Genomic DNA, 17,273 nt, shown 5'->3' with positions numbered 1-17,273 from the left:
AGAAAAAACTTGGGTTACCGCTGCCGCCTCGGCACAGCAATGGTGTAGTCCAGGTCGAGCACCACGTTGGACGGATGCGCCGCCCTGCCCTCACCCGGCTCCGGGAAGACGATCGACGCGCTGCCGGCGTTCTTCACGCCGATCATGCGCAGCCGCAGCCCGCCCACGTGGTCCTGGCCAAGGTCAACCTTGTCGAGCACCGTGGTCGCGCAGGCGATCGTGTCGCCGGCATGGGTCGGATTCACATGGCTGCCGCCGTTGATGGCCAGGATGGACAAGGCGTTTTCCAGGCCGTCATAGGCCAGCGCCCGGCACACCGAGATGACGTGGCCGCCGTAGACCAGCCGCCGGCCACCACTTGCCGCCATGGCATGACCGTCGAAGTGCGCGCGGGCCGTGTTCTGGTACAGGCGCGTGGCGATACTGTGGTCGCTGTCGTTGATCGTCATCGCGCCCGGGTGGTCGATGCGCTCGCCAATGGCGTAGTCGTCCCACAGGTCGTCGAAACCCGTCATCGCCGTGATTTCACGCACGCGCGCAGCGTAGTCATTGCGGCGCAGGTGCTCGGGCGGCACCACCGGCTGCGTGGCTGGCACCACCGCCTCGCCGCAATTGGCGCCATGGTCGCGCTTGTGCACCATCACCCAGCGCACCCAGCTCAGGACCTCGTGCCCGTGCTGGTTGCGGGTGGTGGAGCGCACGTACACCACCCCGCTCTTGCGGTTGGAGTTCTCCTTCAACCCGATGACCTCCGATTCCACGGCCAGCGTGTCACATGGATACACGTGCGAAACGAAGCGCACTTCCGCATAGCCCAGGTTCGCCACGGCATTGAGCGAGATATCCGGCACCGTCTTGCCAAACGCCATGTTGAACACAAGCATGTCTTCCAGTGGCCGGTGCTCGAAGCCGAGTTGCCGCGCATTGGTTTCGGCCGTGCACAGCACCGTGCGGCTGCCGGTCAGGCCGATATGCAGGCTGCGATCGCCTTCCGTCAGCGTGCGCGGGGTGGCATGGCTGAGCGTCATGCCGACGCGGAAGTCCTCGAAGTAGTTGCCGCTGCGATTCTTAGTCATCTCCTGCCCTTCTTGCTATCTGGCCCGCCCGTTTGCGTGGGCCCGGTCTCGTGGCTTTCCCACATAAGTCCGGACATACTCAGGTTCACGCGACATCCAGTCAACACCCCCACCCGATATTCCGCAGAAGTTCGTGAAAATCTCCGCCTTGTTTCACACACAACGAAGCGAAAGCCCACGAAATAAGCCTTGTTAGGCACACGCATTAATTGTACGTACATTGTCTACTGCCCGATCCCGTCTAATCCGATATACCGGAATTAAATTCACCCCCTCGAAATAATTGTTGCCGAACGCGAGCTAGCACCGTAATCTTGTACCGAGTGTCGTAGAGATATTCGATATATCGGAGATCTGATTTGCCCACCAAGATACCAGCCGTCAGCCGTGCCATGGCCGTGTTCGAGGCGTTCGCTCGCGAAAAGCGAGACCTGTCCAATTCGGACATGGCCAGGCTGTTGTCGGTCGCCGACAGCAGCTGCTCCGACCTGCTGCACACGCTGCATTCGCTCGGCTACCTGATGCGCACTTCCCGCACACGGCGCTTCTATCCGACCGGAAGGCTGCTGGAAACCGCACGCCAGATTGCCGGGACCGACCCGCTTAGTCGCCTGGCCCAGGAGGCCGTGGGACGCCTGACGGAAGCCACAAATGAAAGCGCCTTCTTTGGCTTGCTGGAACCGCTCGCCGTTCGGGTGGCCGCCGCGGCGCAGAGTCGCCTGCCGTTGCGCTACATCCTCGACGTGGGCGAGCGCGTAGCCCTGCACGCATCGGCACTGGGCAAGGCCATGCTGGGCATGCTGCCCGAGGAAGAAGCGCGCGCGCGCCTCGACGCCATCAAGCGCCCGGCGGTCACACCCAATACGGTGGTGGACGTGGAGCAACTGATGGTGCAGCTGGCGCGCGGACGCGAGCAGGGTTGGTACGAGGCGCACGATGAAGGCACGGCCGGCGTGACCGCACTGGCCGTCCCCGCGCGCCTGGATGACCGCCCGGTGGCCATCTCGCTGGCTGGCCCGACCGAACGCATCGAGAGGCATCGCGAACCCTATCTGGCGGCCTTGCGCGAAGTGCGCGACGCACTGCTGCCCGAAAACTGAAACCGCTGAAAACACTGCAACAGGAGGAGATATGGATCTTGGATTGAATGGCCGCGTGGCAATTGTCACCGGCTCGGCACGGGGCATCGGTGCCGAAACCGCCCGCATGCTGGCGAAGGAAGGCATGGCCGTGGTCATCACCGACCTGGACCTCGACGCCGCCGCGCAAACCGCGCTCGGCATCGAGGCCGCCGGTGGCAAGGCCATTGCCGTGCGGTGCGATGTGCGCAATGAAGAGCAGGTGCGCAGCATGGTGGGTGCCGCCAAGGAAGCCTTCGGCAGCGTGGACGTGCTGGTGAACAACGCCGGCCTGGTCAAGGACCGCACCATCCTGAAGATGGACGAGGCGGACTGGGATCTGGTGCTGAACGTGACGCTGAAGGGCAGCTTCCATTGCGTGCGCGCGGCGCTGCCGTACATGCATGAAAAAGGCTGGGGCCGCATCATCAACATCAGCTCGCGCGCGCTGTTCGGCAACCCGGGCCAGGCCAACTACTCCACGGCCAAGGCCGGCGTCATCGGCTTCACCCGGGCGCTGTCGCTTGAGCAGGCGCGCAAGGGCGTGACGGTCAACGCCATCGCCCCGGGCTATATCGAGACCGAATACATCAAGAGTCTCCCCAATTACGACACCATCCTCGAGAACGTGATGGCCAAGAACGCCGTGACCTTCCCGGGGCAGACCAGCGACATCGCCGGGGCCGTAGCCTTCATGGCGTCGGAACACGCGCGCTACATCACGGGCACCACCCTCTTTGTGACCGGAGGCCGCTATGGTTGACCAGAGCGTTGACGTCGACGGCCTCGATGCCGACCAGCGGCTGCTGCGCGATAACATCCGCCGCTACCTGAAGGAAAACATTGCCCCGCGCATCGACCAGGCCGAGAAAGAGAAGCGCTTCCCGCATGAGGTGCTGACCGGCCTGGCCGACTTCGGCTACTTCGGCGGCTACCTGCCAGAGGCCGACGGTGGCCTGGGCCTGGACTATCCGACCTGGGCGGTGATGATGGAGGAAGCCGGCTACTGCTGGTTGTCGCTGCGCATCCTGCTCAACGGGCTGAACATCGTCTCGGGCATCATCAACGCGTATGGCTCTGAAGACCAGAAGGCGCGCTTCATGCGTCCGCTGCTGCGCAACGAGCGCAAGGCCTTTGTGTCGATTTCCGAGCCGGACGTTGGCTCCAACGTGGCCGAGATCAAGACCCGCGCCGACAAGCGCGGCGACCGCTACGTGCTCAACGGCAGCAAGCTGTGGATCACCAACGGCATGTTCGCCGACTTCGGCATCGTGGTGGCGCGCACGTTCAGCGAGACCAGCAACGGCGAGCTGTCGCTGTTCCTGGTGGAACGCGACGTGACCCCGTACAGCGCTACGCCGGTGGAGACCATGTTCACCCGCAGCACCGGCACCGCGGCCTTCACCTTCGAGAATGCCGAAGTGCCCGCCGCCAACCTGCTGGGCCAGGAGGGCCAGGGCCTGCGCCAGATCCTGATCGGCCTGAACTTCGGCCGCCTGAACGTGGCCATGGGCGCGGTGGGCGCGGCGCAGTGCGCGCTGGACCTGTCGGTCGACTATGCGCTGCAGCGCAAGCAGTTCGGACGCCCGATCGGGTCATTTCAGCTGGTGCAGAAGCACATCGTGGACATGACGATGAAGACGCAGGCCGCGCGCTCGCTGGGCTATCGCGCCGCGCGCTCCATGCAGAACGGCACCTCGCGCACGGAATGCTCGATCGCGAAGCTGTACGCCACCGAAGCCGCGTTTGACGTGGCCAACCTGGCGCTGCAGGTGCACGGCGGCATGGGCTACGCCACCGGTTACCCGATCGAGCGCATTTTCCGGGATACGCGCGGCGGCATGATTCCCGAAGGCACAACTGAGATCCAGACGCTGATCATCGGCCGCGAAATCCTGGGCATCAGCGCGCTGACCTGAACGCTGGATACACAACCAGCCGCTCTCGTGGGCTCCTTCTTCCCTTTGCGGGAGAAGGGGGCAAACGGGGCAGAAGAGAGACCGAACACTGAAGGGGCACACCATGACTCAACCCGCCATTCTCGAACAGATCGCCAACACCACGCTCTACTGGGAAGACCTGACGCCCGGCATGACGTACACCACTTCGTCGCGCACCATCACGGAAGCCGACGTGGCCGCCTTTGCCGCACTGACCGGCGATTTCAACAAGGTGCACGTCGACGCCGAATTCGCCAAGGGCACCATCTTCGGCCAGCGCATTGCGCACGGCATGCTGGTGGCCTCGTTCATGGCCGGCCTGACCTCGCGCTCGATTCCCAACCAGTTCTTCGAAGGCTCGCTGTTCAGCGTGCTTGAGAACCGCCTGAAGTTCCCCAAGCCCACCTTCATCGGCGATACCATCCGCGTCGAGATCGAGGTCGTGGAGCAGAAGACCACCAGCCGCCCGGACCGCGGCATCGTCGCCTTCCTGCGCAAGGGCATCAACCAGCGCGGCGAAGTGGTGGCCGAGATGGCCGCCACCTGCCTGTTCAAGCGCCGCACTGCCGGAGCGTCGCAATGAGCAGCCAGGGCATCTGGTTCAATGACCTGTCGCGGCTGGTCAATCCACGCTCCATCGTGCTGGTGGGCGCTTCGGAGAAGCCGGACAGCATCGGCGGGCGCACGCTGGAGAACCTGACCACCTTCTCCGAATTCAAGGGCGACCTGTACCTGGTCAATCCCGGCCGCGCCGAGATCCACGGCCGCCCCTGTGTCGCCTCGGTCAATGACCTGAAGGAAGCGCCAGACCTGGCCATCCTGGCCGTGCGCGCCGACATGGTGATTCCGACACTGCGCGACTGCGGCAATCTCGGCATCAAGTTTGCCATTGTCTTCACCTCTGGCTTCGGCGAGACCGGCGAAGACGGGCGAGCCGTGGAAGCCGAGATGCGCGAAATCGTGGCCCGTACCGGCATGCGTATCTACGGGCCGAACTGCCCGGGCCTGAACAACATGAACGCGCGCCTGGGCCTGACCTTCTCGCCGGCGTGGCGCATCGACCGCCGGCCGGGCCCCATCGGCGTGGCCACGCAGGGGGGTGGCCTGGGCCGCTCGTTCATCCAGGCGATGGACCGCGGCGTGGGCGTTGGCCTGTGGTGCTCCGGCGGCAACGAGGTGGACCTGGAAGTCAGCGACTATATCCACTACATGGCCGACGCACCCGACATCGAGGTGATCGTCACCACGCTGGAGGGCGTGCGCAATGGCCCGCGCTTCATGGCGGCGGCGCTGCACGCAGCGCGCCGCGGCAAGCCTATCGTGGCCATCAAGGTGGGCAAGTCGGAGTACGGCGCCAAGGCCGCGCAGTCGCATACCGCTGCCATCGCTGGCTCGGCCGAGATCAACAGCGCGGTGTTCCGGCAGCTCGGCATCATCGAGGTCGACGACATCGACGAGCTGATCGACGTGGCCTCGCTGCTGGCGCGGCGCAAGCCTACGGGCAACGAACAGCTCGCCGTGTACAGTTTCTCCGGCGGCACCGCTGCACTGTGTTCCGACATGGTTGGCATGGCCGGCCTCAAGCTGGCCGAGTTTGCTCCCGCCACCATCGAGGCACTCAAAGAGGCCCTGCCCGGCTTCGCGGCCTTCAGCAACCCGGTGGACGTGACGGCCGAGGTGCTGGTCAACACCGAAGTGAGCTATGCCACGCTCAAGGCCACCGCCAGCGACCCAAATACCGACCTGGTGCTGGTGCCGATCCCGGTCGAGTATGGCAAGACCACCGCCATGCTGGCCGACAGCATGGTGCGCGTACAGTCCGAGCAAACCGCCACACCCATCGTGCCGGTATGGATGAGCGACCGCACCGGCGAAGGCCAGCGCAAGCTGATCGACGGTGGCCTGATGCCCATGCGCGCGGTAGGCAATGCCGTGCTGGCGGTCAAGCGCTTCATCGAGTACGGTCGCTGGAAGGCAGGGTTCGATCACCAATGGCAACCGCTGGCCAGCGTGGCCGGCACCGGCGCCACTGCCAACCTGTCAGAGGCAAAGACCAAGGCGCTGCTGGAAACGGCCGGCGTCTCCACGCCCCGGGGCGTAGTGGCCCGCTCCCCCGCCGAAGCGGCCCTGGCCTTCCGCAACGTAGCGAACGGCAAGGCGGTGATGAAAATCGTCAGCGCCGCCATCACCCACAAGACCGACATCGGCGGCGTGCGCCTGGGCATTGCCTCCGACGGCGCCGCCATGGCGGCCTACGAGGAGATCCACGCCAACGGCAGCAAGGCGTGCCCCGCGTCGGAGATCGAAGGCGTGCTGGTGGAGCCCATGCTGCCCGCCCCGTTCATCGAAGCCGTGGTGGGCATCCACCGCGACCCGGTGTTCGGCCATGTCTGCACCTTCGGCCTGGGCGGGGTCAGCATCGAGCTGTTCAAGGACGTCAGCCGCCGCCTGCTGCCGCTCACACCGGTATCGGCGCGCGCGATGATCACCGAGACGCGCTGCTATGAACTGCTGAAAGGCTATCGCGGCCAGCCGGCCTTCGATATCGACGCCCTGGTTGATGTGCTGGTGAAACTGTCCGACTTTGTCGTCGGGCACGCCGCCACCATCGACGAACTGGAAATCAACCCCCTTGCGGTGCGTCCGCAAGGCCAGGGAGTGACCGCGCTGGACGCCGTCCTCTCCTATCAAGGCAAGGAGCCTGCCACATGGTAAAGACAGAAATCGGCTACACCACCACTGACACGATCATGGTGCGTGGCCTGAACCTCGCCACCGAGATCATCGGCAAGTTCGACTTTGTCGACATGATCTTCTTCACCACGCTGTCGCGCCTGCCCAGCCCGCAGGAAAAGACCATGGTCAACGCACTGCTGGTCACCACCGCCGACCATGGCATCACGCCCAGCTCGCTGGCCGCGCGCCTGACCTACATCGGCGCGCCGGAAGCCCTGCAAGGCGCAGTTGCCGCAGGCCTGCTGGGTGCGGGCAGCGTCTTCCTCGGCACCATGCAGAACGCCGCCGAAATGCTGATCGAAGGCGCACGCGAACTCTCTGCGGACGCCACCGACGAGCAGATCCGCGAAGCCGCGCGCGCCACCATCCGCCAACACAAAGAGCAGCGCCGCGCGATCTACGGCGTTGGGCACCCGATCCACGTCGACGGCGACCCGCGCGTGCCGACGCTGCGTGAGCTGTCCCGCGCCAACGGCTACTACAACGTCCACTGGCGCCTGATGGACGCCATCGGCGAAGTGCTGACCAAGGAGCAAGGCAAGAACCTGCCGCTCAACGCCGTGGGCGCCATTGCGGCCGCGGTGGCAGCCATGGGCCTGGATCCGCTGATCGCGCGCGGCCTCTCGCTGGTCGGCCGCTCGGCGGGCCTGCTCGCCCACGTGATGGAAGAAAAGAGCGCGCCAATGGCGCGCGAAGCATGGCAATTGGTGCTGAAGGACGACCCCCGCAACGTCCTGCCCTGAGGCCAACCCCGCCGCGGCAGTGCCACGGCAAGGCTGCGCGCCGGCGGGCGCGCGGCCCGCACACACAGAACACCGAGGAGTACAGGATGCAGAGACTGACCGAAGAGCGGCGCATGATCCAGGAGGCCGCCCGTCAATTCACGATGGAGCGCGTGCTCCCGATCGCCAATAAGCTGGACCCCGAGAAAGGCCAGATCCCGCGCGAGCTGATCGACGAGATGGCCGAACTCGGCTACTTCGGCATCCTGATTCCCGAGGAATACGGTGGCCTGGGCCTGGGCGCCTATGAGTACTGCCTGGTGGCCGAGCAACTCTCGCGCGGCTGGATGAGCGTGGGCAGCCTGATCGCGCGCGGCAATGGCCTGATCGGCGCGCTCAAGGCCCTGTCGCCGGAGAAAAAAGCCGAATACCTGCCGCGCATGGCGCGCGGGGAGTTCCTTGGTGCGTTCTCGCTGTCCGAGCCCAATGCGGGCTCTGACGTGGCCAATATCTCGTGCCGCGCCGTGCGCGACGGCGACGACTGGCTGATCACCGGCAGCAAGTACTGGTGCACCTTCGCCGATGAGGCCGACTTCATCCTGGTGATCTGCCGCACCGACCCGGTCAGCGATCCGCGCGCGCGCCACAAGGGCCTGTCCGCCTTCATGGTGGAAAAGCCGCGCGGCGAACTGCCCGCAGGCGTCAAGGGCAGCATCATCCCCAAGATCGGCTACCACGGCTGGACCACCTGGGAACTGGCCTTCGACGGCTGCCGCGTGCCGCACGCGAAGATGGTCGGCGAGGAAGGCAAGGCCTTTTATCTCGCCACCGCCGGGCTGGAAACCGCCCGCGCCCACACCGCGGCGCGCTCGATCGGCCTGGCGCAGGGCAGCCTGGAGGACTCGATCCAGTACGCCAGGGACCGCGCCCAGTTTGGCTCGCCGATCGGCAACTTCCAGTCGATCCGCTTCAAGCTCGCGGACATGGCCACGCAGATCGAAGCCTCGCGCGCGCTGCTCTACTCCGTGTGCGAAAAGATCGATGAGGGCACCCGCGCCGACACCGAAGCATCGATGGTCAAGCTGTTCGCCAGCGAGATGTCCGAGCGCGTCACCAGCGAAGGCCTGCAGATCCACGGCGGCGCCGGCTACACCACCCATTTTGCCGCCGAGCGCTACTGGCGCGATGCGCGTCTGACCAAGATTTTCGAAGGCACCTCCGAGATCCAGATGCGCATCATCTCCGATGCCATGCTGGGCAAGGTCGCCACCTGACAAGGAGTGCCTGTGCACACCCAAGCCAAACCCACGGGCGCCCTTGCCGGCCTGCGCGTGATCGACCTGACGCAGATGCTGGCCGGCCCCTTCTGCACCCAGATCCTCGCCGACCACGGCGCCGACGTCATCAAGGTCGAAGCCATGACCGGGGACGGCACGCGCGTGACCGGCCCATTCTGTGCCGATGACACGCTGCGCGCCTTTGGCGGCTATTTCCAGAGCGTCAACCGCAACAAGCGCTCCATCGCTGTCGATCTCAAGACCGGGGAAGGCCGCGCCATCCTGCGCGGACTGATCGACAACGCCGATATCGTGGTCGAAAACTTCCGCGCCGGCGTGATGGAGCGCCTCGGGCTGGCCTATGAAACCCTGCGCGAGACCAATCCGCGCCTGGTCTACGGCACCGTGCGCGGCTTCGGCGACCCGCGCAGCGGTGAAAGCCCCTACGCCCAATGGCCGGCTTACGATGTGGTCTCGCAGGCCATGGGCGGCATGATGGGCATCACCGGGCCAGACCGCGACACGCCTACCAAGATCGGCCCTGGCGTGGGCGACACGATCCCCGCGCTGATGCTCTGCATCGGCATCCTGGCCGCCGTCAACCGCGTGCACGAAACCGGCCAGGGCCAGTTCGTGGACGTCGCCATGACCGATGCGGTACTGGCCATGTGCGAGCGCATCGTCTACCAGACCTCCTACACCGGTGAAGTGCCCGCGCCGGAAGGCAACCGCCATCCGCTGCTCTGCCCCTTCGGCTTGTTCCGCGCGCGCGACGGCCGTGTGTCGATCGCCTGCGCGACCGATGCCTTCTGGGAAAAACTGGCCATTGCCATTGGCCGGCCGGACATGGCCACCGATGCGGCCTTCGCCACCAACGCGGCGCGCGTGGCACGACAGCAGCAGGTGATCGACGCGATCGAAGCCTTCACCACGGTTCGCACCAAGGAAGAGATCGCCGCGGTGCTTGGCGGAAAGGTTCCGTTCGGGCCGGTCTATACCTCGGCGGAGATCTTCGGGGATCCCCACTATCAGGCGCGCGAGATGCTGGTAGAGGTGGAACAACCAGGTTCGGCCACGCCGGTGAAGATCGCAGGCGTACCGATCAAGCTGAGCGAGACCCCGGGCGCCGTGCGCCAGCGCGCGCCGCTGCTGGGCGAGCACACCCGCGAGATCCTGCAGGCCGCTGGCTACGCCATGAGTGATATCGACCACCTGAGGCACAGTGGCGTAGTCCGGTAGGCGTAAAGAATCGGCAGACAACGCTTCCCGGACTCTACGAAATTTCGTATAGTTCTGCTGTCTACCGAATCTGATACCTACCGACCCGCATGCCCACCATGATTCCCGCCGCCGGCCGCGCCATGGCGGTATTTGAAGTCTTCGCCCGCGAAAAGCGCGAACTGTCGAATTCCGACATGGCGCGCCTGCTGTCCCTGCCGGAAAGCAGCACCTCAGACCTGCTCCACACCCTGCACGCGCTGGGCTACTTGGTGCGCACAACGCGCACGCGGCGCTTCTATCCCACCGGCCGCCTTGCTGAAATTGCCCGGCAAATCGCCGAGAATGATCCGCTGACCACCGTGGCCCAGGAAGCCGTCGAGCAGGTCAGCGCCCGGACCAACGAAAGCGTCTTCTTCGGCGTACTGGACGCGACCGCGGTCAAGATCGTCGCCGTGCAGGCCAGCCGTCTGCCCTTGCGCTACATCATCGAAGTGGGGTACCGCGCCGCCCTGCACGCCTCCGCGCTTGGCAAGGGGCTGCTCAGCCTGCTGCCGCCGGACGAGGCGCGCGACACGCTGGCCAAGAGCAAGCTGCGCCCGGTCACTGCGCATACGGTCGTTGACATCGACACCCTGATGGCCCAGATCGACCAGGGCCGCAAACGCGGATGGTATGAGGCGCAGGAAGAAGGCAGCGAGGGCGTCCACGGGCTGGCGGTGGCGGGATGGCTGGGCGGCCGGCCGGCCGGCATCTCGCTGGCGGGACCGGCTGACCGCATGAAGAAGAACCGCGAGGAATACCTGGCGGCGCTCGTCGAGGTGAGGGATGCGCTGATGGCAGAAGGTTGAGGCCTGACCGTGCAATGCCCTTTCGCCGCTGATCGCATCCTGCATTGCCGTGCTGCAGATTGTGGAACCGGGTGGGCCTGCCGCCACCGGCAGGCAGCGCCCCCGGCAGATACTATGAAGGGCTGCGGAGGCAAGCCCCCTGGAGTAAAACGAGGATTCGGAGTCTCGTTTTCCGAAAAGGAGCACGCAAATGGACGCGCCTGACACAGCCCTTCATGGGCAGAATACGCCGATCACCGGCTGGCTGTACATAGCCTTCGAACTGGGCGACAAGAGCTGGAAGCTGTCGCTGGGGGACGGCCGTGCATGGACCGAGCCGGCATACGCTGGCAGCTAGCGACCTGAATGCAGTCCTGCAAGCCATCGCCAAAGCCAAGGCACGCTTCGCTCTGCCGCCGCAAGCTCCGGTGCGCAGTTGCTACGAAGCTGGGCGCGACGGCTTCTGGCTGCATCGCTGGTTGGCCGAGCAAGGAATCCATAACCTCGTGGTGGATTCGGCCAGTATCGAAGTCAACCGCCGCGCAAGGCACGCCAAGAGCGACCGCCTCGATTGTGACAAGCTACTGTCGATGTTGATGCGCTACCACGCCGGCGAGCGGCGGGTGTGGGCAGTCGCACGGGTACCAACTGAAGAGCAGGAAGATGAGCGGCGTTTGCACCGCGAGCTCGGCCGACTCAAACAGGAACGCACCGCCCACAGCAACCGTGTTCGCTCGCTGCTGGTATTGCACAATCTGCGGGTCGCCCACATTGGTGACCGCTCGTGGAAGCAATGGTGGAACGCTCATGGCTCGCAACTGCCTGCTGGCTTGGGTGCCGAGATCGAACGTGAAGTCATGCGACTGGCGCTGGTCAAAGCGCAGATCAAGACCATCGAAGCCCAGCAGTGCAAGGCCGTGAAGGCTGGCACGCAGCCAGCCATCGCCTTGCTCGCCCGGCTCAGCGGGATCGGCGTGGGCAGCTCTTGGCTTCTGGTTAAGGAACTGTTTGGCTGGCGCCGTTTTCACAATCGGCGCGAAGTCGCAGGTTGCCTGGGACTGGCACCGACCCCCTATAGCAGTGGTGAAAGTGAGGTCGAACAAGGCATCAGTAAGGCGGGCAACAAACGAGCGCGCTCGTTGATGATTGAACTGGCATGGGGCTGGCTACGCCACCAGCCAACCAGTCAGCTCACGCAATGGTTCAATGCGCGCTTCGCGCCAGGCAGCAAGCGCACGCGTCGCGTCGGCATTGTCGCACTTGCCCGGCGATTAGCCATTGCCCTGTGGCGCTATCTCGAGGACGGCGAGATTCCCACTGGCGCAAACCTTAAACCAGTAGCGACGTGATGCCAGATCTAAACGTGGAAAAGTGAAGCGGTAACGAAAGCAGGTCAGCGCGCCCGACAATGAGCCGGGCTACCCCCTCGGGTAGCCGTCCGTGCAGATGGGGCGCGCGGGTAACAGGGTAGTTCCAGCGCTTTGCGCATGTGGTATGTGGTGCCCGGCCTCGCCGGGCACGGATAGAAGGTAGCCCGGGGCAGCGAGCCCGGCATTGACCCGAACCCCCGACCTCGATTTCACGCCGCTTCAGTTCCGTCACCGAAAAGAAATGGCTTGCAAGGAGAGAGTATCGCGTCAGACATCCTCGATGCTGAAATCCAATATTGGAGGGGGGTTGACACCCTCGCCCTCATTGATCGTGGTGTGTGCCGCACATCCGATACCGCCCTGCCGTCTCAAAGGGGGGGTGCCATCGCGTTCCTTATGAACCGGCACCTATCAGGTTTTCCGACCCCCAACGGTGGGGGGCGATGCGATGGCCGCGCCCGCATAAGGTGTATGGCATCAGAAGGGCCGACAGCCTGCCGGCCGCGCGACATCGGAGAGCCTCCCCATGAATTTCCAACCCGACCCGATGCTGGACAGCTTCCGCCAGGAAGTCCGCCAGTTCCTTGACCAAAACCTGCCCGTCGACCTGCCGCGCCGCAAGGATGGCATGCGGTCGTCGCGCGCCGATCTGGTGCGCTGGCAACGCATCCTGGATGCGAACGGCTGGGGCGCGCCCTACTGGCCGAAAGAGCACGGCGGCACAGGCTGGAGCGTGGCCCAGCGCCTGGTGTTCGACGAGGAATGCGCCGCCGCGGGCACGCCCTCGCTGGACGCCTTTGCCCACAAGCTGGTTGGGCCGGTGATCAACCATTTCGCCACGGCAGAACAGAAGGCTGGGCACCTTGCACACATCTTCAGCGGCGGGCGCCTCTGGTGCCAGGGCTTCTCGGAACCGGGCTCCGGCTCGGACCTGGCGTCACTACGCACGCGTGCGGAGCGCGACGGTGACCACTATGTCGTCAACGGCCAGAAGATCTGGACCAGCTACGCACACCAGGCCGACTGGATTTTCCTGCTGGTGCGCACGGATACGCAGGCGAAGAAGCAGGCCGGCATCAGCTTCCTGCTGGTCGACATGAGGACGCCCGGCATTACCGTGCGCCCCATCGTCAGCATCGACGGCTGCCACCACTTGAACGAGACCTTCTTCGACAATGTGCGGGTGCCGGCCGGCAATCTGGTCGGGACCGAGGGTGAGGGCTGGAAACTCACCAAGTTCCTGCTCAACAACGAGCACGCTACCACGGCCGACCTGCCCACCCTGCGCCGCTTCCTGACCCAGTTGTACGCGCTGGCCGGCAGCGCGCGCGCCGGCGGGATGACCCTGGCCGAGCGCCATGAATTCTTACTGCGCATGGCACGCTATGAAGCCGAACTGAAGGCCATCACGGTTATGGTCCAGCGTGTGGCCGCGATGGAAGAAGACCACAGTCCGGCGGCGCATGCGATGGGCTCCATGCTCAAGATCCGCGGCACCGAGCTGCAGCAGAGGTTGAGCGAATTCCTGGTGGAGTCGCTGGGCGACCACGGCGCCGTGGCCTACCCGGCCCCGCATGCGGAGCCGGCGAGGGCCGGTGTGCCCCTCCCGATGCAGGACGTGGCGCAGGGCGTGGCAACCGAGATGTTCTTCCGCCGTGCCACCACCATCTATGGCGGCACCAGCGAGGTCCAGCGCTCGATCATCGCCAAATCACTGTTCCAGCTCTGAGCGCACAAGCAAGAACGCCCGCAGGCGCTGAAGCCTGCGGGCGCGGTAGGACAAACGCGGTTTGTCACGCTGCAAGACGCACGCCCCGGCGCGGCGCCGGGGTGGCCAGGTCAAACCTGTCCGCTTAGGGAAACCGGCGCACGATCGACTCGGCAATGCATACCGGCTTGCTGCTGCCCTGGCGCTCCACCGTCATCTCGATCTTTAGCTGCGCGCCGCCCTTGTCCAGGGCCTCGTACGACAGCAGCCTGAAGTGGGCGCGTAGCAGGCTGTCCACCGGCACCGGCGCGGGAAAGCGCACCTTGTCCAGGCCATAGTTCACGCCGGTGCTGCTGTGCTTCACCTTGTAGGCCGTGCTGGAGAATGCCGGCAGCAGGCTGAGCGTCAGGAAGCCATGCGCGATCGGTACGCCGAAGGGGCCGTCCTTGGCGCGCTCCGGGTCGACGTGGATCCACTGATGGTCGCCGGTCGCGTCGGCAAACAGGTTGATGCGGTCCTGCGCCAGCGCCAGCCATTCGCTGGTGCCGAGGACTTCGCCGACCAGGGGCTGCAGGTCGCTGATATTTTCATAGATCTTCATGCTTGCACTTCCTTTCCGGTCAGGGTCGCCTGCAGTGCCCGGGCGTTGCCCGCCTCGTGCAGGTCTGCGTTGCCAAGCAGCACGTCCGCTACCACGGCGCGCTTGAAGTAGTGGCCGACGGTGTATTCCTCAGTCATGCCGATGCCGCCGTGCAGCTGGATGCCTTGTCCGCAGACATAGCGCGCGGCACGGCCGACCAGGGTCTTTGCCTGCGACACAGTGCGCGCCAGCGCCTGCGCGCCGTCGTTCTCGATCGAGGCCAGCAGCGCATAAAGCATGGAGCGGGCCACTTCCAGCTCGGCCGCCATATCGGCCATGCGGTGCTGCAGCGCCTGGAAGCTGCCGATGGGCACACCGAACTGCTTGCGCACCTTCAGGTACTCGGCCGTGATCTCAATGGTCTTCTCCATGCCGCCGACCAGCTCCGCGCAAAGCGCGGCGATCGCGTGCGCCAGGCCGTGGTTGAGCGCGGCCTGGGCATTTCCGGCCTCGCCCAGCAGCCCGTCGGCCGGCACGAAGGCGCCGTTGAAGCGAACTTCGGCAGCCCAGCTGCCGTCGTGCAGCGGCAGGCGGATGCAATCCACGCCTTCGGCGTCCGCCGGCACCAGGAACAGGCTGCACAGCGCGCCCTCGCCGGCCTCGCCGGGCAGGATCGCGGAGACGATGAAAGCATCGGCATCGCTCCCCCCCAACACCAGCGTCTTGGTGCCGTGCAGCGTGAAGCCGCCGCGCGCCGGCTCCGCACGCGTCGCCACCGGCTCGGGCAGGCCACGCGAGGACGCCTCGCTGTAAGCCAGCGCGAAGCGGCGCGAGCCGTCCGCCAGCGCGGGCAGCAGCGTCTCCAGTTGATCGGGCGTGGCTGCCGCGACCAGCGCCTGCGCGGCCAGCACCGCGCTGCCGAGATAGGGTTCGACCACCAGGCCACGTCCCAGCTCGCCGGCGATCAGCACGGTGTCGATGATGGTGCCGCCCAGGCCGCCGGCCGACTCCGGCAGTGCCGCCGCCAGCCAGCCGTTCTCTGCGAAGGTCGCCCAGTGCCGGCGGCTGCACGGCTCGCCGGACTTGACGCGCGCGGTACGGGCCGCGAAGTCGTAGTCTTTCTCGGCAAAGCGGCGCACGCTGTCCTGCAGCAGGCGCTGCTCGTCAGTCAGATTGAAGTTCATGATCAGTCAGGGCCTTCAGAGTTGGAACATTGTCTTGGCGATAATGGAGCGCTGCACCTCGCTGGTGCCGCCGTAGATGGTCGAGGCGCGCCGGAAGAACATCTCGTTGGCAACGCCGCGCGCCTGGTCCTGCATGGGCAGGGGCTCGGCGCCGTCGCCGTCCTGCGGCACGGGGTAAGCCACGGCGCCGTAGTCGCCCAGCGCATCGACCAGGAAGCTGCTCATCCTCTGCAGCAGCTCGGTGCCGCGGATCTTGAGGATGGAACCCATCGCATGCGCGGCAGGGCTTTCGTCCTCTTCCATCGCCGCCACGCGCTGCACCAGCGTTGCAATGGCGGCAAGCTCGGCTTCGAAGCGCGCCAGCTGCAGCGCGAACGCGTGGCGCTCCAGCAGCACGCTGCCGCCCTGGGAGCCGCGCGTGGCTAACGTGCGGATCTGGGTCAGGTAGCGCCGCAGCATCGGCAGGTCCGCAGCCGTCGCATGCTCGTTGTTGAGCAGGAACTTGGTGAGCTTCCAGCCCTCGCCCTCGGCGCCGACAAGGTTCTGCACCGGCACGCGGACGTTGTCGAAGAAGGTCTCGTTCAGATGGTGGCAGCCATCGATACTGACGATCGGGCGCACGGTAATGCCGGGCGTCTTCATGTCGACCAGCAGAAAGCTGATGCCGGCCTGCTTTTTGACCTCGGTGTCGGTGCGTACCAGCAGGAAGATCCAGTCGGCACGATGCGCGTAGCTGGTCCAGATCTTCTGGCCGTTGACGACATAGTGATTGCCGTCACGCTCGGCGCGCGTGCGCAGCGAGGCAAGGTCCGAACCGGAGCCGGGCTCCGAAAAGCCCTGGCACCACTGGCGCTCGCCGCTGAAGATATGCGGCAAGTGCTCGGCCTTCTGCTCCGGCGTGCCGAACGCATTCAGCACCGGGCCCAGCAGCTTCTGCGCGCCGGTGTCCTGCGAGGGAGCGCCCACGGCCGTGCATTCCTCGTCAAACACCAGGCGCTGCATGACGCTCCAGCCAGTGCCGCCGTGCTCTTTCGCCCAATAGGGCGCGCCCCAGCCCTTCTCGTTCAGGATGCGCTGCCAGCGCGTCAGTTCCGCGCGCGGCGAGCGCGTGCCGATGCGGATGCGCCCGGCCAGGTCGTCGGGCAGGTTCTCGCGCAGAAAGGCGCGCACTTCCTCGCGGAAGGTTTCTAGATCCAGGTCGCGTTGAAAATCCATGGCTTGTCTCCTCGGACGTCGGTGGCGGGCGCTTGGCGCCCGGCCACCGTGGCTGCGCTCAGACCGGATCCCAGGGGAAGACGTCGCGCGACAGTTCCAGGGGGGTGAAGCTGCCCTGCAGCATCGGGATGGCGCGCTCGACGCACGACGCCACGGTCCAGCCTTCGCTGTTGTGGGCGGTGCGCACCGGGCGCGGTTGCGAGAACAGGTAGATCTCGTTGTTGCGCACCCCGAAGATCTGGCCGGTGATGTGCCTGGCCTGGTCGCTCAGCAGCGCCAGCGTGAACGGGGCGATCTTG

14 protein-coding genes and 2 pseudogenes are annotated in these 17,273 nt (G+C 65.5%); 11 read left to right on the top strand and 5 right to left on the bottom strand.

Translation table 11 applies throughout. From position 1 onward, the window contains the following. Nucleotides 1–14: 14 nt before the first annotated feature. Nucleotides 15–1,076 (bottom strand): MaoC family dehydratase, encoded by a 1,062-nt coding sequence (locus DN412_RS17965; RefSeq protein ID WP_115212842.1) that lies wholly within the window; start codon nucleotides 1,074–1,076, stop codon nucleotides 15–17. Nucleotides 1,077–1,435: 359 nt separating this feature from the next. Here DN412_RS17965 and DN412_RS17960 point away from each other — a divergent pair, with 359 nt between their 5' ends. The 11 genes and pseudogenes from DN412_RS17960 (at nucleotide 1,436) to DN412_RS17910 (ending at nucleotide 14,016) form a co-directional block, all read left to right on the top strand. Further along, entirely contained in the window at nucleotides 1,436–2,176 is a 741-nt protein-coding gene (locus DN412_RS17960; RefSeq protein ID WP_115212841.1) for an IclR family transcriptional regulator, read from the top strand. Nucleotides 2,177–2,207: 31 nt separating this feature from the next. Further along, complete coding sequence (locus DN412_RS17955) at nucleotides 2,208–2,957, top strand: SDR family NAD(P)-dependent oxidoreductase (protein WP_115212840.1); 750 nt, start codon at nucleotides 2,208–2,210, stop codon at nucleotides 2,955–2,957. After that, nucleotides 2,950–4,113, top strand: a complete 1,164-nt coding sequence (locus DN412_RS17950; protein WP_115212839.1) for an acyl-CoA dehydrogenase family protein — start codon at nucleotides 2,950–2,952, stop codon at nucleotides 4,111–4,113. Before DN412_RS17955 ends, DN412_RS17950 begins: the two co-directional genes overlap by 8 nt. A 103-nt stretch (nucleotides 4,114–4,216) precedes the next feature. Then, a complete protein-coding gene (locus DN412_RS17945) occupies nucleotides 4,217–4,717 on the top strand; it encodes a MaoC family dehydratase (protein ID WP_115212838.1) in 501 nt (166 codons plus the stop codon). Then, a complete protein-coding gene (locus tag DN412_RS17940; protein WP_115212837.1) occupies nucleotides 4,714–6,849 on the top strand; it encodes an acetate--CoA ligase family protein in 2,136 nt (711 codons plus the stop codon). Before DN412_RS17945 ends, DN412_RS17940 begins: the two co-directional genes overlap by 4 nt. After that, the gene (locus tag DN412_RS17935) at nucleotides 6,843–7,613 is read left to right on the top strand and encodes a citryl-CoA lyase (RefSeq protein ID WP_115212836.1); all 771 of its coding nucleotides are present in this window, start codon (nucleotides 6,843–6,845) and stop codon (nucleotides 7,611–7,613) included. Before DN412_RS17940 ends, DN412_RS17935 begins: the two co-directional genes overlap by 7 nt. 86 nt (nucleotides 7,614–7,699) lie before the next feature. After that, nucleotides 7,700–8,866: an acyl-CoA dehydrogenase family protein gene (locus tag DN412_RS17930; protein ID WP_115212835.1), complete on the top strand. Its 1,167-nt coding sequence runs from the start codon at nucleotides 7,700–7,702 to the stop codon at nucleotides 8,864–8,866. A gap of 75 nt (nucleotides 8,867–8,941) precedes the next feature. Beyond that, nucleotides 8,942–10,108 carry a CaiB/BaiF CoA transferase family protein gene (locus DN412_RS17925; protein ID WP_244222691.1) on the top strand — a complete coding sequence of 389 codons (1,167 nt, stop codon included), beginning with the start codon at nucleotides 8,942–8,944 and terminating at the stop codon, nucleotides 10,106–10,108. An 89-nt stretch (nucleotides 10,109–10,197) separates the two neighbouring features. After that, a complete protein-coding gene (locus DN412_RS17920) occupies nucleotides 10,198–10,938 on the top strand; it encodes an IclR family transcriptional regulator (RefSeq protein ID WP_115212833.1) in 741 nt (246 codons plus the stop codon). Between the two features lie 190 nt (nucleotides 10,939–11,128). Continuing rightward, nucleotides 11,129–12,266, top strand: a pseudogene (locus DN412_RS17915) (IS110 family RNA-guided transposase). Nucleotides 12,267–12,813: 547 nt separating this feature from the next. Next, nucleotides 12,814–14,016 carry an acyl-CoA dehydrogenase gene (locus tag DN412_RS17910; protein ID WP_115212832.1) on the top strand — a complete coding sequence of 401 codons (1,203 nt, stop codon included), beginning with the start codon at nucleotides 12,814–12,816 and terminating at the stop codon, nucleotides 14,014–14,016. A gap of 124 nt (nucleotides 14,017–14,140) precedes the next feature. Here DN412_RS17910 and DN412_RS17905 read toward each other — a convergent pair whose 3' ends face one another. The 4 genes and pseudogenes from DN412_RS17905 to DN412_RS17890 form a co-directional block, all read right to left on the bottom strand. Further along, entirely contained in the window at nucleotides 14,141–14,596 is a 456-nt protein-coding gene (locus DN412_RS17905; RefSeq protein WP_115212831.1) for a MaoC family dehydratase, read from the bottom strand. Continuing rightward, nucleotides 14,593–15,759 (bottom strand): acyl-CoA dehydrogenase family protein, encoded by a 1,167-nt coding sequence (locus DN412_RS17900; protein WP_115212830.1) that lies wholly within the window; start codon nucleotides 15,757–15,759, stop codon nucleotides 14,593–14,595. The genes DN412_RS17905 and DN412_RS17900 overlap by 4 nt, the downstream gene beginning before the upstream one ends. 15 nt (nucleotides 15,760–15,774) lie before the next feature. Then, nucleotides 15,775–16,974 carry an acyl-CoA dehydrogenase gene (locus DN412_RS17895; protein WP_115212829.1) on the bottom strand — a complete coding sequence of 400 codons (1,200 nt, stop codon included), beginning with the start codon at nucleotides 16,972–16,974 and terminating at the stop codon, nucleotides 15,775–15,777. A 58-nt stretch (nucleotides 16,975–17,032) separates the two neighbouring features. Beyond that, nucleotides 17,033–17,273: pseudogene (locus tag DN412_RS17890) on the bottom strand (3-hydroxyacyl-CoA dehydrogenase); the annotation flags it as partial.

The organism is Cupriavidus lacunae, assembly GCF_003353055.1.
Classification (GTDB): Bacteria; Pseudomonadota; Gammaproteobacteria; order Burkholderiales; family Burkholderiaceae; genus Cupriavidus; species Cupriavidus lacunae.
This window is presented reverse-complemented; position numbering and strand designations above follow the sequence as displayed.